Source organism: Clostridium sp. FP1 (genome assembly GCF_011065975.2).
Lineage (GTDB): Bacteria > Bacillota > Clostridia > Clostridiales > Clostridiaceae > Clostridium_AD > Clostridium_AD tagluense.
Map to the genome: position 1 here is coordinate 2,229,022 of NZ_JAAMNJ020000001.1, position 23,851 is coordinate 2,252,872.

The following is a 23,851-nucleotide window of genomic DNA, read 5'->3' on the forward strand; positions in this document are numbered from 1 at the left end:
TGTTAATCCCCTATAAGTTATATAATAAAACATTTTATGATATATACTTAAGGTGTCACCTCCTAAATTTTATAAATTTTGAGACTGAATTAGGTTATAACACACACACATTATGTCACTTTTAGGCGTATTTTGCAATGTTTTTCTAAATTACCATATAAATATAGACAAATAGGACTGTTTTAAAAGTATATTCCATCAGAAAATACTTTCAAAACAGTCCTATGTTTATGATTTTAGTCTAAGGCACCTAAGTAAAGTTTAAAATGTCAATTGCATCCTTTATTGTTTTCTCCAGAGCCTCTCTGCCATAGTCATCAACTAACTTCCTATCTTTAGCATCGTGAGTTAAGCAGGCAGCACCTCCTATGCAACCATCGTTGCAGGCCATGCCTTCAATAAAATTTTCTTTTAAAACACCTTTACTAGCTTTAAAAAGGGCAGTTCTGCATTCTTCAATACCACTACAAGGAATAGGGGAGACTTTAAAATCTGTTACCCCTTGTTCTTTTAAGGCTTCTGCTACCGCATCTGACAGACCACCACTTCTTGCAAAAATTCTTCCAAAGTAAGAGGCATTATCTAGCACATCATTTGGTAAACTTGAAAGATTAATATCTCTACTATCAAATAGTGCTTGAAGTTCTTCAAAGGTTAAGACCACATCTACATATTGTTTAACGTTGTCCTTTTTAACTTCAGCTTTCTTTGCAGTGCAAGGGCCAATAAATATAACCTTACTACTGGGGTGAACGCTTTTAATATATTTTCCTATTTCAGCCATAGGTGATAGATTATGAGATATATGCTCCTTTAAATCAGGAAAATTTTTCAGAACGTAGGCTACAAAGGCAGGACAACAAGAACTAGTTAAGAATTTTTTCTCTGCAAGTTCCTTAGCTTCCTTGTGGGCTACTATGTCCGCACCAAGGGCTGTCTCTACAACATTGTAAAAACCTAGCTGTTTAAGTCCAGAAACTACTTGCCCTATCTTAGCAGTTTTAAATTGTCCTGTAATAGAGGGAGCAATAATGGCATAAACTTTACTATTGGCATGGTTTTCACGGAGAAGGTTTATGGCATCTAGTATATAGGATTTATCCATAACAGCACCAAAGGGGCATTGATAAACACAGGCACCACAAGCAATACATTTGGACTCATCAATATGAGCTTTTTTATGTTCATCCATAGAAATAGCATGGGATGTGCAGGCAGTTTCACAGGGGCGAACATTTTTTATAATTGCACTATATTGGCAAGCGTTTAAGCATTTCCCACAGTTGATGCATTTTTTATGATCTATAACTGCCTTATGAAGGGCGAAGGAAATAGCACCTCTTGGGCAAGCATTTTCACATCTATGAGCAATACATCCTCTGCAAGCAGGGCCAACAGAAAATTGAGTAACAGGACACTCATCACAAGCAATATCTAAAACCTCAATTACATTGGGGTTATTTTTATTTCCACCCATGGCAAGCTTTACACGTTCATTTAAAATAGCACGCTCTTTATAAATACAGCAACGCATAGTAGCCTCTGGGCCAGGTACAATTTTCTCAGGTATATATAGTATTCCATCTTGTAGACCATCCTCAAAAGCAAGTTTTGCAACTTCCTTTAATACCTCATATTTAAGTTCTTGAACATTAGTATCAAATAATCTCATGGTTTTACCTCCTAACATAAGCTTACTTTAACTTTCTTATCCATCTCAATTAAAATGACCTTAATTTCTTTTATAAAACTCATTTTAACTGATGCACTAATCTTCATACCATCTATTTCATTACCAGGGTTAATTGCTTTACCAATAAAGAAATTTACATCTGTAGCTTCCTCAAAGAGTAACTTTGCAAGTAGAGAAGCACCATCAGTTTTATTCTCTAAATCTAGGGATATTTTACTATTCTCTAAGTACTTTCTACCTAGTTCTACTACGCGGCCAAGGGTAATAACTCCTTCAGTAACTAAATCCACACCCTCTATACTAGCGATAGCAGGTATTTCTTCATCCTGAGAACTGGTAGCCGCCTTTATAGGTTTGTTTAAATAGTTACTAACCATTTTTGAAGTACTCCCACCGCAGACTATCTTTTTACCGGCCTTAGAAAAGAAGAGCTTTAGTATTATATTATCCTCCTCTTTTTTCTCGGGAGGGCCTATAATAAGGTTTACTACCTGTCTTTTTCTTATCTTAAATACTGCAACTGTTGAATCATCCTGAGGAGTACCAAGAGATAAATCCAGGCAGGCATCAGCGATGGCAGAGGCCATTCTCTGAGGTGACATATTAGGGGTATACCATAGCTCTATATATTTGATAATTTCATCTCGTGGCCAACCATTTGTAGTAACTCGCCCAAGTCCAGCACTGGTAATGCCATCTGTAAGTAAAATAATCATATCGTAAACTTGAAGTTGTATGTTGCTTTCATAGATTTCTTTTTCGCCAATAATCTTACAGGTGGAGCAGTAGGGAAAATTTTTACCTTCCCTTATTAAAATTACACTCGGATTATCAAATTGAGCTAAATAAGCATTATTATTATAGTGAACTAATTGAAATATTGTAAAAGTCGAGTAGGCAAGATTTCTAACCTTACATACAGGCAATGTCTTTGCTACGGTATACACACTATCTTCAATGGACATATTTCCAGCCATCATAGTGCTTAAAATTTTCGAAGTTAATGTAGCTAAAATGTTTGCTTTAATCCCACTGCCAAGACCATCAGAAAGCACAATAGTAGTGGTATCCTCTTTTTTTACAATTGTATAGTAATCTCCACAAATCTTCTCACCATGCTTACTGAGGCTTACAAATCCACACTCCATAAATATGTTCTTCACTAATATTCATCCTCCTCAAACATGGTGTTTTCCAACTCTTTTAGGGCTACTTGTGTTTCGGCTGTAGTTTCGCCAAGTAGGGAAGCAATTTCGTGAACAATTCCTATTTGTTTTTCTAATATTTTGTCAGCAATATTTTTTGCGTTATTTCTTGAAGCTAGGAGTTTTTCTCTCTTTAAATGCTTGTTAGTTATATCTTTCATTATACAAATTACTACATGGCTATTCTTATCATATACTAGTAGCTCTTCGATGTATTTTTCATACTCTGCTAAATAAACCTTTTTATGTGTCCTACTTTCCTCTTTAGAAATTACATTGACAAAGTCAAACTCGTCCATAATTCTTGACACAGGTACACCTATAACATCTTCACACCTTAAAATCCCGAAAATACTACAGGCAGCCCTATTAATCTGTTGAATTCGAAGATCCATATCTACAGCTAAAATTGCATTGGGAGTTGCACTTATGATCTTATCTGAGAAGGACTCTGCTTTGCTCCTCATATAAGGAAGACACATGGTTATTTCAGCTTTACCAAAGTATACAGCAATAGCTTTTTCCTTGCAGGTATTATAGCCGCAGGTACCACAATTAAGCTCATCACTGAGAGTATTTCTACCCATTTTTTTTAGTATAGCTGCAATATCACTTTTGCTAGGGGGGAGGCAAACAATCTCTTCACTTTTAATTTCTTTATAGAGATTTATATCTGTGTTTAAATCATAATCGCAGATAGTTTCCTTATTAAGGGCAAGTTTCTCCACCTTTATTTGTGCATTTATAAGCTTCAATTTATTTTTACCTCTTGCAGGACCATTAACGCAGCTGCCATTACAGGCACTCATTTCGATGAAGCAATTTTCAAAGTTACCTTCTTCTACTTCAATCAGTGCATCAATGCAGTTATCAATGCCATCTACAGAAATATATTTATAATCTGTATTTATGTTCATGGTTTTAATTATTCCACCAGCTACAGGAAACAATCTAGATAAGTATTTTAAGGATGGGGCATCCTCCATAGCAGTTATGTTAATCTGCGCATCTTCAAGCCACTGATTGAGTTCATCAAAGGTTAAAACCATATCTACTGCTCCTGGATAGTTTTCAATCTCATCTTTTTTAGAAATACAAGGGCCGATAAATACCACCTGTGCACTGGGATTTTTAGCTCTAATCAGATTCCCATGAGCTTGCATTGGAGATAAAATAGGAGCTAAATTTTCAAGAGTACTGGGATGATGCTTTTGAATTAATTTAACTACTGTGGGACAACAGGATGAGATTATTGTTTTTCCAGTGTTTTTAGCTATGAGTTTTTCATATTCACTCTTTACTAAAAATGCACCTTCTGCTGTCTCATAAGCGTCTGAAAAACCTAATTTTTTAAGTATATCTTTAAATGCTTCAAAGGTTGAAACATCATAATTTGCAATAAAGGAAGGGGCAACACTAGCAATGATATCTTTGTCTCCTCTAACTAAATTTTTAGCGATTTCTAAGTCGTTTCTAACTTCTTTAGCGTCCTGAGGACAGGTTAAAATACAATTGCCACAAAGTATACAGTCTCTTTCAAGAATTTGTGCCTGATGGTCCTTAACTTCAATAGATTTTACAGGACAATTCCTTATACACTTATAGCAATTTTTACAATTTGCTTTCTTTAATTTTAAAATGCTCATAGGTTAATCAACCTTCTTTAAAACATATTTATCAAAAACCTCTGTTAAATTCTCTTTTGTTACTCCAGTTACAAGCTGCTCATCCACTTTTATGGTTACCCCTAATTTACAATAACCAAGACAAAAGGCAGGCTTAACATAAACCTCACTATCTAAATGTTTTTCAGTTATCATTACCTTTAATCCATTCATTATTGAATAAGAACCTCTAACGTGGCAACTGCTTCCTATACATACTAAAATATCCATTTTACGCTCTCCTTTAAAAATGTTTATTTATGACTTAATTAAGAATTATTTGTGAGAATTGATAAAAAATTTACAATACTCTTATTGTAACATTGAACTTTAGGAGGGGGTAATGTATAATTTATATAGTACATATGTTTAATAATGAATGGGTGAGGGCTATGAACTTATTACACTTAAAATATATTGTTGAAGTTGAAAAAACTAATTCAATTACAAAGGCTGCACAAAATCTATTTATGGGACAACCTAATTTAAGTAGAGCTATTAAGGAGTTAGAAAAGAAGATTGGAATTACTATTTTCAAGCGTACGGCTAAAGGGGTTGAACCAACTAGAAAAGGTGCTGAATTTTTATCTTATACAAAGGCAATTCTATCTCAAGTTAATGAGTTGGAGTCTTTATACAAGCCTTGCGAATCGGATGTCATAAAATTTAATATATCTGTTCCTAGAGCAACTTATGTTTCTGTGGCATTTTCTGAGTTTGTTAACTCTCTAAATGAGGAAAGAGAAATAAATATATTTTTTAAAGAAACAAATTCCATGGAAGCAATAAATGATGTGCATAACGGAGATTCTAATTTAGGAATTATTCGTTATGAAAAACTATATGAAAACTACTTTCTAGCCTTTTTAAAGGATTCGGATTTGGAATATGAACCACTTTGGGAATTTGACTTATGCCTACTTATGTCAAAGGAACATCCTCTTGCTAATATGGAGGATATTCCATATTATGACCTATGCCACTATACAGAGATTGTCCATGGGGATTTCCAGATACCTTCTCTTTCACCTAGTGAAATTAAAAAGGATGCTGAAGCTAGGCTACATTTAAAGCGAATTTATGTATATGAGAGGGGAAGCCAATTTGACTTACTACAAAGGGTAAAGGGTTCCTTTATGTGGGTATCGCAAATTCCACAGGATGTTTTAGATCATCAGAATATGATAATCAGAAAATCTTCTGCTAGTTCATTGGTTAATAAAGACATTATAATTTATAAGAAGAATCATGTCTTTACAACATATGAAAAGCTATTTATTGATATGGTGAAGAATTTTACAAAGCAATAAAAGCATTTCATTAAAGTGAAATTTAATGAAATGTTTTTTTATTTATTTCCAATGTATTTCATTAAAATATCTTTAATTTTTTTATTTTCACAATAATCTAAGGGAGTCGATCCTGTAGAATTTGTTGAATTTATGTCAAAGCCTAGACTTATGAGAGATTTTAAAAATTCTTCAAAGTGGTCATCATAACAGTTAATATAATCATCGTGAAGAAGAGTATTTTTATATTTATCATGTACATTGATGTCTGCTCCATATTTTACAAGAAGATTAAGAAGCTCCACAGAATAATTAAAGCTACAGTAAAACACTGGGGTCTTACCGGATATGTTGACTGCATTAACTTTAGCTCCTTTTTCCAATATCATAGTTATTACATCTATTTGAGGGTTTACTCTTGCACAAAGTTTATGAAGAGGAGTTTCCAAGAATTCACTGTGATGACTGTTAATATCAGCACCGTTATTTATTAAAAGTTCAATAGTTTTAAAATAATTATTTTCGCTATTATTAATGGCATAATGAAGTATACTTTCCAGTGCAAAGTCAGAATTTAAATCCTTAGCGACCTTCAAATAATTCTTTATTTCATCTATGTTACCTTCTTCAATATATCTATAAATTGATTTAGGGTCTTTAGAGAATATATTACCGAATATTTTCATGTTGGGTACCTCCTGTTAATTAAATATTTTAGCATGCTTAAACATTAAAAAAACCAGCATCTGATGTCAGATTTTTAGCTTTAAAATCAGTTTATTGCTTTTATAATATTATTTTAACATATCAAGGTTAAAATGTAACCTAAGTGGCAAGCTTCTTAGGAAAATTCCCCAAGGGATATTAACAAATTCTCAATACAATTTGTTTTGCCATTTCTTATAATTGAAACTTATGTTATATTTAGTGTGGGTAGAAAAGTAGCTATTGCTTTATATAGAGGAAGGAAGGCACAAGATGAAATTTGATATTTATAAAATTGCTGATAATTATAAATTGACGGAAATAGAGAGACAAGTGCTCCAATATATATTAAAAAATAGTGAGTATGTACTAAATAAAGGGGTAAGAGAAGTTGCTAATATTAATTATACTTCTGCAGCAACAGTAATTAAATTATCGAAAAAATTAGGATATACGGGTTATACTGACATGGTATATCGTTTGAATTTTATAATAAAAAATCATGAAAAAAATCAAGAGCATACTTCTGATATTACTAGTTTTATATCTTATATCGATAAAGAAAAAATAGAGGCTTTTGTTTCTATGCTTATCAAACATAGAAAGAATATAATTTTTATAACAGCTACTGGCTTCTCTGATCCAGTCGCAGATTTTTTTTGGAGAAAGATGTTAGTATTAGGATTTAGATGTATTAAAACAAATTCCTATGCCGTATATGATAATAATCAGATAGGTGGTGGTTTAGTAATTGGAATATCTAAAAGTGGAGAGACTGAAAGTGTAACGAAAGTTATCGATTATGCAGTTGAAAATAAGTTAGATATTATTACTTTCACTGGAAAGCATATGGATCATATGTCTAAACAATCCAATATACATTTTTCTATATTGGATGATAAAGAATTAGATGACCGAAATATTACTGCTAATTATTTTTATGCTAGAGTGATGATTGTTATGGAATACCTATTAGATAAAGCAATGAATAATATATAAGTCGTCAAAAAGGCTTTCTCAAAACTAGTTTTTGGGATAGCCTTTTTTTTGTAAATGTAAACATATTCACTCTTTAGTAAACATGTTATTGAATTGGCCAAAACTATTAACAATATTTATTAATCATGCTATTCTATGTCTAAGTAATTACGAAAGAAAAATTTTATAAGATGGTGAAGGGAGATATAGTTAAATGAAAGACAAGATTTTAAATGGTATGCAAAAATTTGCTAAAGCTATGATTGGACCGGTCTTATTCTTGCCAATCATAGGTATGCTAATTGCTTTGACGGCTGTTCTTACTAATACAGCGTTTGTTACCCAGGGTGGATTAATCTGGTCAATAGGTAAATTCTTAAATGGTATGTTGTCACCAATCATGAACAATTTAAGTGTTGTGTTTTGTGTTGGAATTGCCATAGGTATGTCAAAAAATAAAAAATCAGATGCAGCGTTTGTATCTATAATGTCCTATATTTTGTTTTTAGGTGCTAACAGCAAGTGGTTAGAATTATCAGGTAAATTAATTAAGGGCAATACAGCAGGTGCTTTGTATGGTACAGGGCAGACAATTCAGCTAGGATTCCATGTAACAGACATGGGAGTTTTTCTAGGAATGATTTTAGGTGTTCTAGTAGCCATAACTCACAATAAGTTTATAAACAAAGAATTTAAAGGTGTTATGGCCCCTTATGGAAATAGCAAATACGTATTTATTAGAATGATTCCAATAATTGCAATATTCAGTAGCGGTGTGACTTATATTTGGCCAACTATAGCAAATGGAATAACGGCACTTACAGGGTTTATGAGTACAGCAGGAGCATTTGGAGTATTTGTTTATGGATTTTTAAATAGATTCCTAGTTCCAACTGGACTCCACCATTTAATTTGGTCACCATTTTTATATTCTGCAGTCGGTGATCAGATGATTATTAACGGTGAGAATGTAATCGGAGCAAAACCAATATTCTTAGCATTACTTAATGATCCAACAATTATTATGATGCCAGATTCAGCGAGATTTTTGACTTATGGTTTAGTTAAAACTTTTGGTGTGATAGGTGTATCCTTAGCATTTTATTTTACTGCTAAGAAAGTAAAACGCAATAATTTAAAAGCTCAGTTAATACCATCAACCTTGACTTCTGTAATTGCTGGTATTACAGAACCCTTAGAATTCACATTTATCTTTGCAGCTCCAATATTATGGGTTGTGTACTCAGCTATTGATGGATTCTTTCAAATGTTGGTGTATTTATTTAATGTAAGGGTTTGTGCAACAAATGGTATTTTAGATTTTCTTGTTATAAATATTCCAGCAGGGATTGGCAAAACTCATTGGCCTGTATATATATTAATAGGGTTAATTGAAATAGGTGTTATTTTCATAGTATTCAAATTTATGATTGAAAAAATGAATTTAAAAACCCCTGGAAGAGAAGACGATGACACAGATTTTGTAATTGATTTAAATGAAAATACAGCAAAAGTTAAACAAGATATGAAAATAGGTAATATATCTAAAAATGTCATTGAGGATAGAGATAAAGCCTTGATGATTATAAAAGCACTAGGTGGAAAGAGCAATATAGTAACCTTGGAAAATTGTTTTTCAAGACTTAGAGTAGAGGTTATTGATAATAGTTTAATTGATGAAATAACTTTAAAAACTACAGGAGCATCTGGTGTTGTAAAAAAAGGGAAAAATATACAGGTTGTGTATGGTCTTTCAATTAATAAAATTAGAACAATTGTAGACGAAGCATTACAAATAACAGAATAAGGGAGGAATTATTAAAATGAAAACATTTAAACTAGTAATCGTAGGCGGTGGAAGCACTTATACACCAGGAATTGTTAAAAGTTTACTTTCAAGAAAAGAAGAATTCAAAATATCAGAGTTAAGACTATATGATACAAATGAAGAACGTCAAAATAAAGTAGGTGTAATAGTAAGAAAAGTTGTTGAGATGTTTGATCTAGACGTAAAGCTTATATTTACTACTAATCCTGAAGAAGCTTTTAAAGATGCTGATTTTGTTTTTGCTCAAATGCGTGTTGGATTATACAAAATGAGAGAATTGGATGAGAAAATTCCATTAAAATATAATGTGATTGGGCAAGAGACCTGTGGTCCAGGTGGATTAGCATACGGTCTAAGAACTATTTACCCTATGGCTCAAATGATTGATTATTGTGAAGAATATGCAAGTCCAAATTATTGGATTGTCAATTATTCTAATCCAGCAGCTATTGTAGCAAAAGCTATGTATAAGTTAAGACCAAATGCAAGGATTTTAAATATATGTGATATGCCAGTTGCAATTATGAGAAATATGGCAAATATTTTAGATTGTGATAGACATGAAATAGAAGCGGATTATTTTGGATTAAACCATTTTGGGTGGTATACAAAAATTCGAGTAAATGGTGAAGATAAAACAGAAGAATTAAAGGCCTATGTAGCAGAACATGGTTATATTCCTCCAGATTCAAGAAGTGAAGTAAGGCACAATGATCCATCATGGATTCATACATTTGAGAATGCTAAACATATAATGAATATGTTTCCCAAGTATCTTCCAAACACTTATATGCAGTATTATTTTTTAGGAGATAAAATTGTAGAAGAAGCTGATAAAAGCCATACAAGAGCCAATGAGGTAATGGAAGGAAGAGAAAAGAAGATATTTGCAGCAGTGGATAACTATAATATTACTGGTGAAATTGATCTGACACAATTCTTTACAGGAGTACATGGAGAATTTATTGTGGAAGTAGCCATGAGCTTAGCATATGATCTAAGAAAGAGACATTTGGTCATGGTTGAAAATAAGGGCGCAATTAAAAATCTACCAGATGATGCTATGGTAGAAATACCTGCTTATATTACTAAAGATGGCCCAGAGCCAGTACGTGTAGGAGAAATACCGACTTTCTATAAAGGATTAATTGAACAACAGGAAGCTTCTGAAAAATTAGTTGTTGAAGCTGCAATCGAGGGATCTTATGAAAAAGCACTTATGGCATTTACTATGAACAAGACAATTCCATCTGCTTTTGTAGCAAAACAAATTTTAGATGATATGATTGAAGCTAATAAAGAATATTGGCCAAAGTTAAAGTAAGGGGAGTATATATTTAAAAAAATAGTTAAGTAAGACAAGCTTCACCCAAGGTGGGGCTTGTTCTATTAGGAGGAGCTTTAAGATGAATATAATAGAAGGTATAATGAAAAATAAAATAGTTGCAGTTATTAGAGGAAATAGTAAAGAGGAGGCAGAGAAAATTATAGAAGGAGCTATAGAAGGTGGAATAAAAGTTATAGAAGTAACTTATACAAATAAAGATGCTTCAGAAATCATTAGAAGTTTAGTAGGTAAATATAAGAATGTAATTATAGGAGCGGGAAGTGTCTTAGCAGTAGATACAGCAAAAGAAGCAATTGGAGCAGGTTCACAGTTTATAGTAGGACCAAACTTTGATTGCACTATAAGTAAATACTGTTTAGAAAATAAAGTTGATTATATACCAGGATGTTTTACTCCTACAGAGGTAGTTAATGCATTAAAAACAGGGGTTAAGCTTATAAAGCTATTCCCTGGAGAGGCAGTAGAGCCTAAGTATATAAAATCTATAAAAGCTCCTATTAAAGATCTTAAAATAATGGTAACGGGTGGAGTTAATCTAGAAAATATAGAGGAATGGTTATCAAATGGAGCTGATGCTTTAGGAATAGGAAGTATATTAACTTTAGGAACTAATAATAAACACGAGAAGATAGCAAGTAATGCTAAAAAATTTATGGAAAAAGTTAAAGGTGATAAATAGTGGGGAAATTTCTTTCAATAGGTGAAATACTCTTAAGATTTACTCCAAAGAATTTTGATGTTTATGAAAATAGTAATGAGTTAGAATATTTTTTTGGAGGGTCAGAAGCTAATATATCATCAATACTTTCATCTTGGGATATAGAGAGCACTATATTATCTGCACTTCCAGATAATGATATAGCTAAAAGCATAAAAAGATATTTTAGAGGAGTCGGTGTAGATGTAAGTAATATCATAACAAAGGGTGATAAAATAGGATACTATTTCTTAGAAAGAAGCTTAGGGGTAAGAAGTAGTAGTGTTATATATGATAGAAAACACAGTAGTTTCTCTGAACTTAATATTAATGATATTGATATCTTTAAGGTTTTAGAAGGAGTAACTTGGCTACATTTTAGTGGAATTACCTTAGGTATAGGTGAAAATTCTAGAGAGTTAGTTAGGGAAATACTTAAAGAAGCTAAGAAGAGAGATATTTTTATAAGTATGGATTTAAATTTTAGAAGTAAGATGTGCAATTTCATGGAAGCTAAAAAATATATGACAGAGCTGGCACCCTATGTAGATTTTTGCTTTGGAATTGAACCTATAATGGTTAATGAAAAAGATACAGAAATGTTTGATAGGGAAAATTCAACTAAAGAAGACATATTTAAAAGAATGAAGAAATTAAAGAGTAAATTTGCATTTAAATATATAGTTCATACAGAACGTATAAATGATAAAGAGGATAATAATACCTATTACGCTTATGGATTAGGTGAAGATATTCAAGAATCAGTAAGACTAACTACAAAAATGATTGAAAGAGTGGGGAGTGGAGATGCCTTTGCATCTGGGGTAATCTATTCTATTATTAAAGAAAAAACTCTTAAAGAAGCACTAGATTTTGGAGTAGCTTCAGCTACTTTAAAGTGTACAATTAAAGGAGATAGTATGATAGTAGCTCCAAAGGATATAGAAAAAATAATATCAGAAAAAAATATTATAGATAGGTAGGGTGAAAAATATGTTATTTTCTCAAAGGTTAAGAAAAATAGCTCCTGAAATGGATTCTTTAAAAATAGGAATGGGATGGGACAGAAAAGATTTAGAAAAGATGCAAATAATAGTAGAAAGTACCTATGGTAAAAGTCATCCAGGAAGTGCTCACCTAAATATAATAGTAAAGGAGTCTATGGATGAATTAACTAATTTAGGAGCAAAAGCTGCAGATTACTATGCTACAGATATTTGTGATGGTCAGGCCCAGGGACATGATGGAATGAATTATTCTCTCGTATCTAGAGAAATAATTGCAGATATTATAGAGATACATGTTAATGCAACAGGTTTTGATGGGGGTGTATTTATATCAAGCTGTGATAAAGGAATTCCAGGAAATCTAGTAGCTATGTGTAGAGTTAATATACCTTCTGTAATTGTTCCAGGTGGAGTTATGGATGCAGGACCAAATCTTCTAACCTTAAACCAGGTAGGAACCTATAGTGCTATGCATAAAAGAGAAGAAATAACTAATGAACAATATGAATTCTATAAAGAAAAAGCATGCCCTAGTTGTGGAGCTTGCTCTTTTATGGGAACAGCAGCTACTATGCAAGTACTTAGTGAAGGTTTAGGACTAGCTCTTCCAGGCTCAGCTCTTTTACCTTCTACTTCAGGAATACTAAAAGTTTATGCTAAGAAATCATCAAAAGCACTTATAAACCTTGTAGATAAAGGAATAAAGGTATCAGATATAGTTAATAAAAAATCAATTGAAAATGCAATAATGATTCATGCAGCTATTGGAGGGTCAACTAATGCATTATTACACATACCTGCTATTGCAAAAGAACTAGGGATAGAAATTAATCCAGAAGATTTTGATAGAATCCACAGAGAAGTACCTTTTATACTAAATGTACGACCAAGTGGACACTGGCCAGCTAACTATGTGTTTTATGCAGGCGGAGTACCAGCTATTATGAATAAAATTAAAAGATATCTTCATCTAGATGTTCTTACAGTTACAGGAAAAACCCTAGGAGAAAATCTAGATGAATTTAATGCTGTAGAAGCTTATGGTGAATATTTGAAATCAATTCCTTCAGTTAATGTTAGTGAAATTATATATGATGCTGAAAATCCAATAAATAAAAGTGGATCAGTATCTGTTCTAAAAGGAAATATAGCACCAGAAGGATGTGTAGTTAAACACTCAAGTCTTCCAGCTGAAATGAAGGATATAAAATTAAGTGCAAAAGCCTTTGATTCAGAAGAAGAAGCCTTTGAAGCTGTAATTAATGGAAGCATTAAACCTGGAGATGCAATAATAATAAGGTATGAAGGGCCAAGAGGTTCTGGAATGCCTGAAATGTTCTACACTACAGAAGCTATAGCATCAGATGAAAAATTAAATTCTACAGTGGCATTAATAACTGATGGAAGATTTTCTGGTGCAACAAGAGGACCAGCTATCGGTCATGTTTCTCCAGAAGCTACTAATGGAGGACCAATAGCTCTTGTTAAAGATGGAGATATAATCCATATTAATATAAAAGATAGAAGTATAAACATTGTAGAAATCAATGGAGAAGAAAAATCATTAGAAGAAATTCAAGATATACTAAATGAAAGAAAAAAAGAATGGAAACCAAAACCGCCTAAATATACAAAAGGTGTGCTTGGAATGTATACAAGCATGGCAACTTCTGGTATGAAAGGTGGAGTTATATCCAATTGGCCTCATTAATGAAACAGAATCTGGCACTTTTCCATATATAATTAGTGATTTATAATTAGAGATATGTGCTAATACATAAAGAATAAGCTTTGAACACATAAGAATCTTTTCTAGAGATTATTATTATTATTATTATTTAAATAACAAAGTTTATACTAGATATAAAATAATTAAGGAGGAACAAAAAGATGAAAAAATTATTATCAATTCTGACAATGGTAGTACTTATTTTCGCAGTATTTGTAGGTTGTTCATTAAAACCACAGAATTCAGCTGCTGATAAAGGTGAACAAGTATTAGTTGTCAACAAAGAGAAAAAAGAAGTTAAAATACTCGCTGAAGTAAATGGAAAATACTTTACTGAATCAACTAGACATGGTGTAGTATTTAAAGATGGATCAAATGGTGAGAAATCTCTTTTAAGAGGACTTGCTAATCAAGTTGATTTTTATAATGCAGTAGAATCTCTAGGGGCAAAGCCAGGAAACAATGTTAAGATGGCTGATATGACTAAAGGAGTAAAGGTTCAAGGTTCAAAGCTAAATGTATTTGTTACGTGGGAAGGACTTGGAAAAGAAATTCCATTTAATGATATTATATCTTCAAGTGATCAAAGACCTATGGATATAAGATTTGGTGGAAATATTGAAAATGCTAAAACCATGAATACTGGTTGTATATTATGCTTAGATAGTTGTGCAGTTGGAATTACAAGTAATGCTTCATATGAAACAGGGGCATCAAAAACTGTAAAATTCTATGGTGAAAAAGATGTACTTCCTAAGGATGGAACAAAAGTTACTGTGATATTTAGATTCGCGGAGTAATATTTTCGTACTCCTTATATTGAGCAGAACTCTTTTCTGTAAAGGTTATAAAAATATTTAAGAAGGATGGTATTAAAATGAAAAATATTTTTAAAGGAACTAAAGGAAAAGGCTTATGTATTTTAATAATTGTTTGTTTATATCTTTTTATACCGCCAATAAGATATAATGTAAATGAAGCTTTGTCTGTCTTAAAAACTTTAGATGTTGGATCGGCTAAAGAATATATACTTAGCTTTGGCATTTTGGCACCGATTGTATCATTTTTACTAATGATATTACAATCAATTGTTGCACCACTTCCAGCATTTATTATAACATTTTCTAATGCGGGACTTTTTGGATGGGTTAATGGAGCAATTCTATCATGGTCAAGTGCTATGGCCGGAGCTACATTATGTTATTATATTTCAAAGTTTTTCGGAAGAAATGTGGTGGGAAAGCTTACAAGTAAAATAGCTTTAGAAAAGATTGATGAGTTTTTTCAGCGATATGGTAAATATGCAATTTTAATTGCTAGACTAATACCTTTTATATCTTTTGATATAGTTAGTTATGCTGCTGGTTTGACATCTATGAGCTTTTGGTCATTCTTTATAGCTACTGGTATAGGACAACTTCCTGCAACTATTGTTTATTCATATGTTGGGGGAATGTTAACAGGTACAACAAAGACCTTTGTAATGGGTCTGTTAATACTATTTGCATTAAGTGCATTGATTGTATTACTTAAAAAGATGTGGAATGATAAGAAAAGAATTCAAGTTTAAAAAATAAATATTTAATTGATATATAATATAGATTTTTACAAGAAATGATACATTTAATAATTGGAGGGAAAATATGAAGAAGATATTGGCATTATTTATGATTTTTATCTTATCTTTAGGCTCATTTGGATGTAGCCAAAAGAGTAAGAATACAACTGACAATGTAATAAATAAGGACTGGGATACGATATTAAAAGATGCTAAGGGAACAACTGTTAATTTTTATGGTTGGGGTGGAAGCGAAACAACAAATAAGTGGATTGATGGTTATTTAGGTAAGACATTAAAGGATAAGTATGATATAACACTTAAAAGAGTGCCTATGAATATTGAAGACATATTAAATAAGTTAGTTGGAGATAAACAAGCTGATAATAAAAATGGAACTATTGATGTAGTTTGGATTAATGGAGAAAATTTTTATACAGCAAAACAAGCAGGAATACTTTTTGGACCTTTTGCAGAAAAGCTTCCTAATTTTAATAAGTACATAAATAAAGATTCAATAGAGGTAAAATCTGATTTTGGATATCCTGTAGAAGGATATGAAGTACCTTATGGAAAAGCACAATTTGTAATGATATATAATGGAATGAAGGTATCAAATACACCTTCAGGAGCAGAAGAGTTATTAAAGTTTGTAAAAGAAAATCCAGGAAAGTTCACATATCCTGCACCTCCTGATTTTACTGGAAGTGCCTTTGTAAGAAACATTATATATGAGACTGTTGGATATGATAAAATAGCTAATGCTAAGGCAGATAAAACATCATTGGAGAAGGTAATTCAACCAGCCATGGATTATTTAAAGCAATTAAAGCCTTATTTGTGGAATAAAGGAAAGACTTATCCAGCTACTATAGCTCAGCTAGATAATATGTATGCAGATAATCAATTGTCAATGAGTATGTCTTATAATCCGAATTCAATACCTGCTAAAGTAAAAAGTGGTGAGTATCCAAAGGGGACACAAAGCTTTATCTTTGATAAGGGAACTGTAGGAAACACTCATTTCTTGGCAATACCATTCAATTCTCCTAATAAAGCAGGAGCAATGGCAGTTATAAATACAATAATTACTGTTGAAGCACAGACATCAAAATATAATCCAGAAGGATGGGGAGATTTACCTGTTTTAGATAATAGCAAACTTTCAGCAGAGGAAAAGAAGAAGTTTGAAGCTATTAAGCTTGGTGAAGGAGTAATACCTCAGGAACGGTTATTAAAGCATAGAGTTCCAGAAGTGCCATCACAATTAGTACCTATTATAGAAAAGATTTGGTCAGAGCAAATTCCTGGAGATAAGTAAGAATGAAAAAAGAGATTAAGCCATATATATTACTCCTTCCCGCTGCAATTGTCTTATTAGGAATATTAACATCTGGTATAGTAATTGCTCTATCGCAAAGTTTAGGTTATATGCCTATTATAGGGCTTAGAGAGTTAACAATTAAATACTATGTTTCTATAATTACGGATAAAGGTTTTTTAGAATCCTTAAAATTCAGCTTAAATATTTCATTATTTTCATCAACAATTGCAGTTATAGTTGGTGTAGTATTGGCTTACTCTATGCTTATTAATAAACATAGAAAGAGTATAGAAAAGATATTATACATACTTCCTATAATAGTACCCCATATGGTTGCCGCTTTTCTGATGTTTAATATTTTATCTCAAAGTGGCTTACTGCCTAGAATTTTATATCATCTTGGTATATTAAAAGCACAATCTGATTTTCCAATTTTAATTTTTGATAGATATGGAGTTGGAATCATAATATCTTATCTTTGGAAAGAAATACCCTTTGTGGCTATGATAGTATATACGTTTATAAGTAACATAAATAAAGGTCTTGAGGAGGTGGCCTTGAATTTAGGAGCTAGCAGAGGGCAGTTTTTCTGGCATGTGATGCTTCCTTTATCTTGGCCTTCAATTATTTCTTCATTTATTATTATATTTGCTTTTTCCTTTGGGGCATTTGAAGTTCCATATTTGCTTGGGCCAACTACTCCAAAAACTTTGCCGGTAAAAGCCTTTATAGAGTATACAAATCCGGATATTTCAAATAGACCTTATGCAATGGCTTTAAATGTTGTTTTAGCCTTTATTTCCTTAATAATAGTATGGATTTATGATAAAACCCTCAGTTTGTTTTGTCGAAAGGTATAGAGTTAAAATTTTGATTTAGACAGGGTATTTATTTTGTGAGGAGTAGGGGGAGATTTATGAAGAAAAATGTTATTTTTAATATTGTTATTTATTTGGCTGCTTTTTTAGTTATTTTTCCACTAATAGTTTTAATTTTATGGGGCTTTAGTAAAAGGTGGCCCTGGCCCTATGTTTTGCCTATTGAGTATAGTTTAAGGGGAGTAACCTACTTTTTAACTGGATCTGACAATTCAATTAAAATACTTTTATATAGTATTTGGTTATCCTTCGTAGTTACTGTAATTACCTTAATAATAAGTGTGCCAGCTGCTAGAGCTTTAGGCTTATATGAATTTAAAGGGAAAGGCTTTTTTAAGTTACTTGTGCTTTTACCACTTATTATTTCACCAGTAGCGGTGGGTATTGGTATTCAAGTGTTTTTTATAAAGGTTGGACTTGCTAACACCTTCTTGGGAGTAGTGTTAGTGCACTTAATACCATGCCTGCCTTATGGTATAAGAATACTTACTAATGTATTTGAAGTTTTAGGTGAATCTATGGAGTCTCAGGCAAGAACACTAGGTGCAAGTAAGATACAAACCTTTTTTTATGTAACCTTACCTTTAATATCCCCAGGTTTAATATCAGCGGCAAGTTTAGTATTCATAGTATCTTTTAGTCAGTATTTTTTAACTTTTATAATAGGTGGAGGAAATGTTGTAACACTTTCAATGGTTATGTTTCCATTTATTGAAAGTGGGGATAGAATGATAGCATCCAGTTATAGTATTGTATTTATTGCTGCTACTTTAATACTTTTAGTTATAATGGAGAAAAGAGTGAAAGCTTACTATACAATAGAAAATCATTTTTATATTTAGGAGAAAGACGTATGAGTAAATTACAGATAAAAAATTTAAATAAAAGTTTTGATGGCATAAAAGTATTAAAGGATATAAACTTTTTTATAGATGATGGTGAAATAGTATCACTTTTGGGCGAATCTGGATGTGGAAAAAGTACTACATTAAAGATTATTGCAGGACTTATCGAACTTGACAGCGGAGATATAATTTTAGATGAATGCTCTATTTTAAGTATACAAGCAGAGAAACGTAAGACGGTAATTGTATTTCAAGATCATTTGCTATTCCCTCATCTAAACATAGAGGATAATATTGGTTTTGGACTTAAGATGGCTGGAATTAAAAAAAGCATCAGAAAAAATAAGGTTGCAGAAATAATAAGTTTATTAAAGCTTCAGGGACTGGAGAAAAGATACTCAAAGGAATTATCAGGAGGTCAGAGGCAACGAGTTGCATTAGGTAGAGCCTTAGCGATTGAACCTACAGTTCTTTTATTAGATGAGCCTTTTTCAAGTCTAGATATAAGGTTGAGGGAGGAAATGAGAGAATTAGTATTAGATATACAAAAGAAGTTGAGAATAACAACTATTTTAGTTACTCATGATAAAGAAGAAGCACTAATGATGTCAGATAAAATTGCAGTAATGATAAATGGTAAGATAGTTCAGTTTGATACCCCGGAAAATGTTTATGAAAAACCTTCAAGTCCATTAGTTGCAGATTTCTTTGGAGAAAAAAACTACATAGAGGGTTCTGTTAGTAATGGAACTTTTGAATGCAAGCTTGGAAGTTTTCAAGTAGAATTATTTTTCACGGGAAATGGGCAAATGATGATAAGGCCAGAAAATATAGAACTTTTATCTGAAGTTGAAGGTTATAATATGAGTAATATTATAAAGGGTGTTGTAAAAAAGAGAAGATACTTGGGAGATAAGGTACACTACACTGTGGAAGTGGAAGGAAAAGAATTTAAAGCAATATCTAGTGAGTACATGAAGTTCAATATAGGAGAAAAAGTAAAGTTAAAAATAGACTTTTCAAAAGGAATTGTCTATCCGATGACTAACAGGTGTAGTAGTTAAACTACATATGATTAAAGTTTCATTTTATAATGAAACTTTAAAATTCTTTAATGATGGTGATAAGTATGGTATCGATTATAATTCCTGTATTAAATGAAGAAAAAAATATTGAGAAAACATTAAGTCAATTTAATGAATTAAAAGGTGATAAAGAAATCATTGTAGTAGATGGAGGAAGCAGGGATAATACAAAAGAAATTGCAGAGAGATTTGCTAAGGTAATATACAGTGAAAAAGGAAGAGCAAATCAGATGAATAAAGGTGCGCGAAAAGCTAGTGGAGATATATTATGGTTTGTTCATTCAGATTCAATTATTAGAGAGAATTCTATTGAAGAACTTCAGTTAGCTATAGAACAAGAATATGTTGGTGGCGGCTTTTCACTGAAGTTTTACGATTATAATACATTATTTATGAAATATATATCCGTAACATCCAACCTTAGAGCTAAATATTTAGGACTATACTTTGGTGACCAAGGAATTTTTGTTAAAAGGTCTGTGTTTGAGAGTTTAGGAGGGTATCCTAGACAAGAGATAATGGAAGATTGGGAGTTTTCTCTTTCAATGAAAAAGGTTGGTAAACTAAAATTGATTATCACTCCTATAAGTACTTCAGCTAGAAGATTTAAGAATGGTGGTCAATTAAGAACTCATCTATTGATGCATAAAATAAAATTGATGTACTTACTAGGAATACCTACAGATAAATTAGTTAAAATTTACAAGAATGTGAGATGAGCTAATGAATGCTCTTATACTTATGACTAGAACCCCAATTGCAGGTATGACAAAGACACGATTGATGAAGGTACTTACAGGGGAAGAATGCGCAGAAATACATAGATGCTTTCTTTTGGATTTGTTTAAAATGGTTAGTGAACTTAGACAAATAGCAGATATATATGTTACCTATACTCCAGAAAATTCTCTTTATCTAATGGCTGATATTATTCCAAGCTTTATAGACAGTTTTCCACAAAAGGGATATGACATAGGAGAGAGAATGGATAATTCAATTCAAAAACTTTTGAATAAAGGATATTCAAAGGTGATATTAATTGGGTCAGATATACCATCTCTTCAGTCTGAAGATATCAAAAAAGCTTATGAAGAATTGGAGGATAAGGATATTTGCATTGGACCTACTAATGATGGTGGTTATTATTTAGTTGGTATGAAGAAAAGGTGTAGGGATATCTTTAGTAGTAATTTAAAATGGGGATATAAGTCTGTATTTGAAGCTACTGTGTCAATAGCTAATAATTTAGGACTGAAGGTAGGTCTGGTAGCGAAGCTTAGTGATATAGATGAAAAAGAGGATATTGAGGATTTTATGAAAAGAATACAAAAAGAAGAATTTAAGGTCAAGACTTTGCCTATTAATACAGTAAACTTTATACAGAATAGATGGGGAGGTGGCATTAATGTTAAAAGATATGTTAAATAATAAAATTTATGAGTATATAAAATATAATAAATTAAATAGAGAACTGAATCTGGGGGAGAATTGTAAGGTGAAATTCCTAGCTCAGGGAGAATATAATATTAATTTTACAGTTGAGGGTTGTAATAAAAAATATGTTTTTAGAGTAAATACTGGCAGCCAAATTGCTTCAGGAAATCAAATAAGATATGAATATGAAGCGCTAAGAAGACTAGAGGTAAGTGGGGTAACACCAAAGGTTTATTATGTAGATGATACGAAAAAAGAGCTGAACTATGGTGTGCTAATAATGGAGTTCTTAGAGGGAAAACCTTTAGAATATCATAAGGACTTAAATTCTGCAGCAGAAATATTCTCAAAAATACATTCTATAGATATAACAAAAAATAATTTTAAAAATTTAATCATAGAAGAGAAAATATTTACCGAAAGAATAAATGAATCGCAAAGGCTTTTAAAGGATTTTTTTCACTCTCCTAAAATACCGTTACAACTCAAAGAGTTTTTTTATGTATTTGTTCAGTGGGCTGAAAAAAACAAGTATGTAGAAAAATATTTTTTGGAAAATAAGTGGCATGTTGTTAATAATACAGAAGTCAATTCTAGTAATTTTATAATAGGGAGAGAAAAATCCTACCTTATAGACTGGGAGAAACCGGTGATAAGTGACCCTTGCCAGGATTTGACTCAATTTTTAGCACCTACTACTACCCTATGGAAAACAGATTACATACTAGACAGAGAGGAAAAAGAAGAATTTTTTAGAGCATACGTCAATGGGTTAAAGGATAAGGATAACAATATAAGGGAGCGAGTAGAGTTATATACTCCATTTCTTTATTTAAGAGCCTTATCTTGGTGTGCATATGCATATCTAGAGTATCAAAAGGAAGATAAGGAAATTAAAAATATGGATACATATAATAAAATTAAACAGTATCTAGATTTAGATTTTATGAGAGGTTTATTAGAGAAGTATTTCATAGCTTAAGTAAATTTACTATGAGAATATAAGTAGATTTATAAAAAAAATCTACTTGTATTCTCATAGGATTTCTTCATATATTTAATTTAATATTCATTGCAATTACTAAGCCATGCTTTATGTAGAAGTTTAATAGCTGGAGCAATCTGATTTAATTCAATTCCACCAAAGCCTAAGACAACAGCGCCAGCTAAATTCTTATTAGGATGTTTCCAAAATTTCGAGGCAGGATACACTTTCACACCTACTCTATAGGCTCTCTCAATGAGTTCATCTTCTGACATAGTCCATTTTACCTGCACTAAAAGGTGAAGGCCGGCATTCATACCAAAAATGGAAATTTTATCTGTAAATTCTTTCTTTAGAGTTTCAACTAATGTATCATGCTTTTTCTTTTGCACTTGATTACTTTTTCTAACATAACGTTCCCAATGACCCTGTTGCATAAAGAGCTCTAGAGTTTTTTGGATAATAAATGGAACCGAAGAAGGGTAGCCATTGAACATGCTACGAAACTTATCCATCATAGGTGCAGGAACAACCATATATGATAAACGTAATGTAGGGAATAAAAATTTTGAAAAACTTCCAATGTATACAACTTTATCACTACAAAGAGATTGAAGGGATTGTATTGGCTTCGTGTTATATCTAAGATGGCAGCTGTAATCATCCTCAATAATTATTGAATTATTCTGAATCGCCCATTCTATGAGTTCAAGCCTTCTAGAAATAGGCATTATAATTCCTAATGGGTATTGATGTGATGGAGTAACGTAAACTGCTTTAGCCTTTGTTAAACTTAATTCCTTCACGTTTATGCCAGATGAGTCTAAGGAGATAGGATTCACATTAAAACCATTATTTCTAAGTGTAGAACGAGTTATATGATATCCTGGTTCCTCCATTGCAATTGTATCAGTAGTATCTCTTATAAGTTGGCAGAGCATACCTAAACAATAATGAACACCCGCTCCAATAAAAATCTGATCACTAGTACATTTTACACCACGGTGATAATGAAGATATTTTAATATTTCTTCACGTAGGCCAGGTTCTCCAAAAGTCGGTCCATAACTTGTCATTTCAGATTTAGACTCTCTTAGACACTTATTTGTTAGTCTTTGCCATTCGCGTATAGGTAGCTCTCCTTCACTCAGTTTCCCATATTTAAAATCATATTGAATTGAGTTGTCTATATTATCAGTTAGGGCAGGTCTAGTATAGAACCTCTCCCTTGTAACAGGAATAGATGAAAAATCTAAATTTTGAACATAGTAGCCATTCCGAGGTTTACTGATTACATATCCTTCGGAATATAATTGGTGGTAAGCTGTATCTACAGTATTCCGACTTATGCATAAGTCAGTGCATAGTTTCCTAGTTGACGGAAGCTTACTCCCACATTTTAAGTTACCACTTAAAATCCTTTCTTTAAATTGTCCATATATCTGAATATATAGTGGAATATCTATTTTATTGTTTAAAACAAACATGGGGTCACATCCTTTTAAATTAAGTAATACATTTACTTGATACACCAATAATTTAACTTATTATGTTAGTTCATGTCAAAATAAATATTTATATATAGGAAAAAACTATAGC

The 23,851-nt window shown here is 31.9% G+C and carries 22 protein-coding genes; 16 read left to right on the forward strand and 6 right to left on the reverse strand.

Annotated elements, in window-relative coordinates:
* Nucleotides 1-250: 250 nt before the first annotated feature.
* From G9F70_RS10745 to G9F70_RS10760, 4 genes are read right to left on the reverse strand one after another with little or no spacing between them, the layout of a single operon-like run.
* Nucleotides 251-1,672, reverse strand: a complete 1,422-nt coding sequence (locus tag G9F70_RS10745) for a 4Fe-4S dicluster domain-containing protein (protein ID WP_164946245.1) — start codon at nt 1,670-1,672, stop codon at nt 251-253.
* A gap of 11 nt (nt 1,673-1,683) precedes the next feature.
* Nucleotides 1,684-2,856 carry a SpoIIE family protein phosphatase gene (locus G9F70_RS10750; protein WP_164946244.1) on the reverse strand — a complete coding sequence of 391 codons (1,173 nt, stop codon included), beginning with the start codon at nt 2,854-2,856 and terminating at the stop codon, nt 1,684-1,686.
* The gene (locus G9F70_RS10755) at nt 2,856-4,544 is read right to left on the reverse strand and encodes a [Fe-Fe] hydrogenase large subunit C-terminal domain-containing protein (RefSeq protein ID WP_164946243.1); all 1,689 of its coding nucleotides are present in this window, start codon (nt 4,542-4,544) and stop codon (nt 2,856-2,858) included. The genes G9F70_RS10750 and G9F70_RS10755 overlap by 1 nt, the downstream gene beginning before the upstream one ends.
* A gap of 3 nt (nt 4,545-4,547) precedes the next feature.
* The gene (locus G9F70_RS10760) at nt 4,548-4,793 is read right to left on the reverse strand and encodes a (2Fe-2S) ferredoxin domain-containing protein (RefSeq protein WP_164946242.1); all 246 of its coding nucleotides are present in this window, start codon (nt 4,791-4,793) and stop codon (nt 4,548-4,550) included.
* Between the two features lie 134 nt (nt 4,794-4,927).
* Here G9F70_RS10760 and G9F70_RS10765 point away from each other — a divergent pair, with 134 nt between their 5' ends.
* Nucleotides 4,928-5,872: a LysR family transcriptional regulator gene (locus G9F70_RS10765; RefSeq protein WP_224617514.1), complete on the forward strand. Its 945-nt coding sequence runs from the start codon at nt 4,928-4,930 to the stop codon at nt 5,870-5,872.
* A 38-nt stretch (nt 5,873-5,910) separates the two neighbouring features.
* Here G9F70_RS10765 and G9F70_RS10770 read toward each other — a convergent pair whose 3' ends face one another.
* On the reverse strand, nt 5,911-6,537 hold the full coding sequence (locus G9F70_RS10770; protein ID WP_164946240.1) for an ankyrin repeat domain-containing protein: 627 nt from the start codon (nt 6,535-6,537) through the stop codon (nt 5,911-5,913).
* A gap of 292 nt (nt 6,538-6,829) precedes the next feature.
* On the opposite strand from G9F70_RS10770, the gene G9F70_RS10775 reads away from it, so the two are divergent.
* From G9F70_RS10775 to G9F70_RS10845, 15 genes are all read left to right on the forward strand, one after another.
* Nucleotides 6,830-7,555 carry a MurR/RpiR family transcriptional regulator gene (locus tag G9F70_RS10775; RefSeq protein WP_164946239.1) on the forward strand — a complete coding sequence of 242 codons (726 nt, stop codon included), beginning with the start codon at nt 6,830-6,832 and terminating at the stop codon, nt 7,553-7,555.
* A gap of 193 nt (nt 7,556-7,748) precedes the next feature.
* Entirely contained in the window at nt 7,749-9,341 is a 1,593-nt protein-coding gene (locus tag G9F70_RS10780) for a PTS transporter subunit EIIC (RefSeq protein ID WP_164946238.1), read from the forward strand.
* A 16-nt stretch (nt 9,342-9,357) separates the two neighbouring features.
* Nucleotides 9,358-10,686: a 6-phospho-alpha-glucosidase gene (locus tag G9F70_RS10785; RefSeq protein WP_164946237.1), complete on the forward strand. Its 1,329-nt coding sequence runs from the start codon at nt 9,358-9,360 to the stop codon at nt 10,684-10,686.
* An 82-nt stretch (nt 10,687-10,768) separates the two neighbouring features.
* Nucleotides 10,769-11,389 carry a bifunctional 2-keto-4-hydroxyglutarate aldolase/2-keto-3-deoxy-6-phosphogluconate aldolase gene (locus G9F70_RS10790; protein WP_164946236.1) on the forward strand — a complete coding sequence of 207 codons (621 nt, stop codon included), beginning with the start codon at nt 10,769-10,771 and terminating at the stop codon, nt 11,387-11,389.
* Nucleotides 11,389-12,390 carry a sugar kinase gene (locus G9F70_RS10795; protein WP_164946235.1) on the forward strand — a complete coding sequence of 334 codons (1,002 nt, stop codon included), beginning with the start codon at nt 11,389-11,391 and terminating at the stop codon, nt 12,388-12,390. Before G9F70_RS10790 ends, G9F70_RS10795 begins: the two co-directional genes overlap by 1 nt.
* A 10-nt stretch (nt 12,391-12,400) precedes the next feature.
* The gene (gene ilvD / locus G9F70_RS10800; protein ID WP_164946234.1) at nt 12,401-14,125 is read left to right on the forward strand and encodes a dihydroxy-acid dehydratase; all 1,725 of its coding nucleotides are present in this window, start codon (nt 12,401-12,403) and stop codon (nt 14,123-14,125) included.
* Nucleotides 14,126-14,304: 179 nt separating this feature from the next.
* The gene (locus G9F70_RS10805) at nt 14,305-14,943 is read left to right on the forward strand and encodes a YdjY domain-containing protein (protein WP_164946233.1); all 639 of its coding nucleotides are present in this window, start codon (nt 14,305-14,307) and stop codon (nt 14,941-14,943) included.
* A 77-nt stretch (nt 14,944-15,020) separates the two neighbouring features.
* A complete protein-coding gene (locus G9F70_RS10810; RefSeq protein WP_164946232.1) occupies nt 15,021-15,713 on the forward strand; it encodes a TVP38/TMEM64 family protein in 693 nt (230 codons plus the stop codon).
* Between the two features lie 73 nt (nt 15,714-15,786).
* A complete protein-coding gene (locus G9F70_RS10815; protein WP_164946231.1) occupies nt 15,787-17,022 on the forward strand; it encodes an ABC transporter substrate-binding protein in 1,236 nt (411 codons plus the stop codon).
* A gap of 2 nt (nt 17,023-17,024) precedes the next feature.
* Nucleotides 17,025-17,885: an ABC transporter permease gene (locus G9F70_RS10820; RefSeq protein WP_164946230.1), complete on the forward strand. Its 861-nt coding sequence runs from the start codon at nt 17,025-17,027 to the stop codon at nt 17,883-17,885.
* A gap of 56 nt (nt 17,886-17,941) precedes the next feature.
* Nucleotides 17,942-18,745: an ABC transporter permease gene (locus G9F70_RS10825; protein ID WP_164946229.1), complete on the forward strand. Its 804-nt coding sequence runs from the start codon at nt 17,942-17,944 to the stop codon at nt 18,743-18,745.
* An 11-nt stretch (nt 18,746-18,756) separates the two neighbouring features.
* Complete coding sequence (locus G9F70_RS10830; protein ID WP_164946228.1) at nt 18,757-19,812, forward strand: ABC transporter ATP-binding protein; 1,056 nt, start codon at nt 18,757-18,759, stop codon at nt 19,810-19,812.
* 65 nt (nt 19,813-19,877) lie between these two features.
* Nucleotides 19,878-20,552, forward strand: a complete 675-nt coding sequence (locus G9F70_RS10835; protein WP_187353001.1) for a TIGR04283 family arsenosugar biosynthesis glycosyltransferase — start codon at nt 19,878-19,880, stop codon at nt 20,550-20,552.
* A gap of 22 nt (nt 20,553-20,574) precedes the next feature.
* Nucleotides 20,575-21,261, forward strand: coding sequence for a TIGR04282 family arsenosugar biosynthesis glycosyltransferase (locus G9F70_RS10840; protein WP_224617515.1), 687 nt, complete (start codon nt 20,575-20,577; stop codon nt 21,259-21,261).
* Complete coding sequence (locus G9F70_RS10845) at nt 21,239-22,249, forward strand: phosphotransferase (RefSeq protein ID WP_164946225.1); 1,011 nt, start codon at nt 21,239-21,241, stop codon at nt 22,247-22,249. Before G9F70_RS10840 ends, G9F70_RS10845 begins: the two co-directional genes overlap by 23 nt.
* An 80-nt stretch (nt 22,250-22,329) precedes the next feature.
* On the opposite strand, the gene G9F70_RS10850 is transcribed toward G9F70_RS10845, so the two are convergent.
* Complete coding sequence (locus tag G9F70_RS10850; RefSeq protein ID WP_164946224.1) at nt 22,330-23,739, reverse strand: PLP-dependent aminotransferase family protein; 1,410 nt, start codon at nt 23,737-23,739, stop codon at nt 22,330-22,332.
* Nucleotides 23,740-23,851 lie beyond the last annotated feature (112 nt).

Excerpts from the sequence above, each read along its gene's own strand:
- G9F70_RS10760 (WP_164946242.1), bottom strand. The coding sequence starts at position 4,793 with ATGGATATTTTAGTATGTATAGGAAGCAGTTGCCACGTTAGAGGTTCT.
- G9F70_RS10840 (WP_224617515.1), top strand. The coding sequence starts at position 20,575 with ATGACTAGAACCCCAATTGCAGGTATGACAAAGACACGATTGATGAAG.
- G9F70_RS10850 (WP_164946224.1), bottom strand. The coding sequence starts at position 23,739 with ATGTTTGTTTTAAACAATAAAATAGATATTCCACTATATATTCAGATA.
- ilvD (WP_164946234.1), top strand. The coding sequence starts at position 12,401 with ATGTTATTTTCTCAAAGGTTAAGAAAAATAGCTCCTGAAATGGATTCT.
- G9F70_RS10755 (WP_164946243.1), bottom strand. The coding sequence starts at position 4,544 with ATGAGCATTTTAAAATTAAAGAAAGCAAATTGTAAAAATTGCTATAAG.
- G9F70_RS10845 (WP_164946225.1), top strand. The coding sequence starts at position 21,239 with ATGTTAAAAGATATGTTAAATAATAAAATTTATGAGTATATAAAATAT.
- G9F70_RS10805 (WP_164946233.1), top strand. The coding sequence starts at position 14,305 with ATGAAAAAATTATTATCAATTCTGACAATGGTAGTACTTATTTTCGCA.
- G9F70_RS10775 (WP_164946239.1), top strand. The coding sequence starts at position 6,830 with ATGAAATTTGATATTTATAAAATTGCTGATAATTATAAATTGACGGAA.
- G9F70_RS10765 (WP_224617514.1), top strand. The coding sequence starts at position 4,928 with ATGTTTAATAATGAATGGGTGAGGGCTATGAACTTATTACACTTAAAA.
- G9F70_RS10770 (WP_164946240.1), bottom strand. The coding sequence starts at position 6,537 with ATGAAAATATTCGGTAATATATTCTCTAAAGACCCTAAATCAATTTAT.
- G9F70_RS10790 (WP_164946236.1), top strand. The coding sequence starts at position 10,769 with ATGAATATAATAGAAGGTATAATGAAAAATAAAATAGTTGCAGTTATT.
- G9F70_RS10785 (WP_164946237.1), top strand. The coding sequence starts at position 9,358 with ATGAAAACATTTAAACTAGTAATCGTAGGCGGTGGAAGCACTTATACA.
- G9F70_RS10815 (WP_164946231.1), top strand. The coding sequence starts at position 15,787 with ATGAAGAAGATATTGGCATTATTTATGATTTTTATCTTATCTTTAGGC.
- G9F70_RS10825 (WP_164946229.1), top strand. The coding sequence starts at position 17,942 with ATGAAGAAAAATGTTATTTTTAATATTGTTATTTATTTGGCTGCTTTT.
- G9F70_RS10810 (WP_164946232.1), top strand. The coding sequence starts at position 15,021 with ATGAAAAATATTTTTAAAGGAACTAAAGGAAAAGGCTTATGTATTTTA.
- G9F70_RS10780 (WP_164946238.1), top strand. The coding sequence starts at position 7,749 with ATGAAAGACAAGATTTTAAATGGTATGCAAAAATTTGCTAAAGCTATG.
- G9F70_RS10830 (WP_164946228.1), top strand. The coding sequence starts at position 18,757 with ATGAGTAAATTACAGATAAAAAATTTAAATAAAAGTTTTGATGGCATA.
- G9F70_RS10820 (WP_164946230.1), top strand. The coding sequence starts at position 17,025 with ATGAAAAAAGAGATTAAGCCATATATATTACTCCTTCCCGCTGCAATT.
- G9F70_RS10835 (WP_187353001.1), top strand. The coding sequence starts at position 19,878 with ATGGTATCGATTATAATTCCTGTATTAAATGAAGAAAAAAATATTGAG.
- G9F70_RS10745 (WP_164946245.1), bottom strand. The coding sequence starts at position 1,672 with ATGAGATTATTTGATACTAATGTTCAAGAACTTAAATATGAGGTATTA.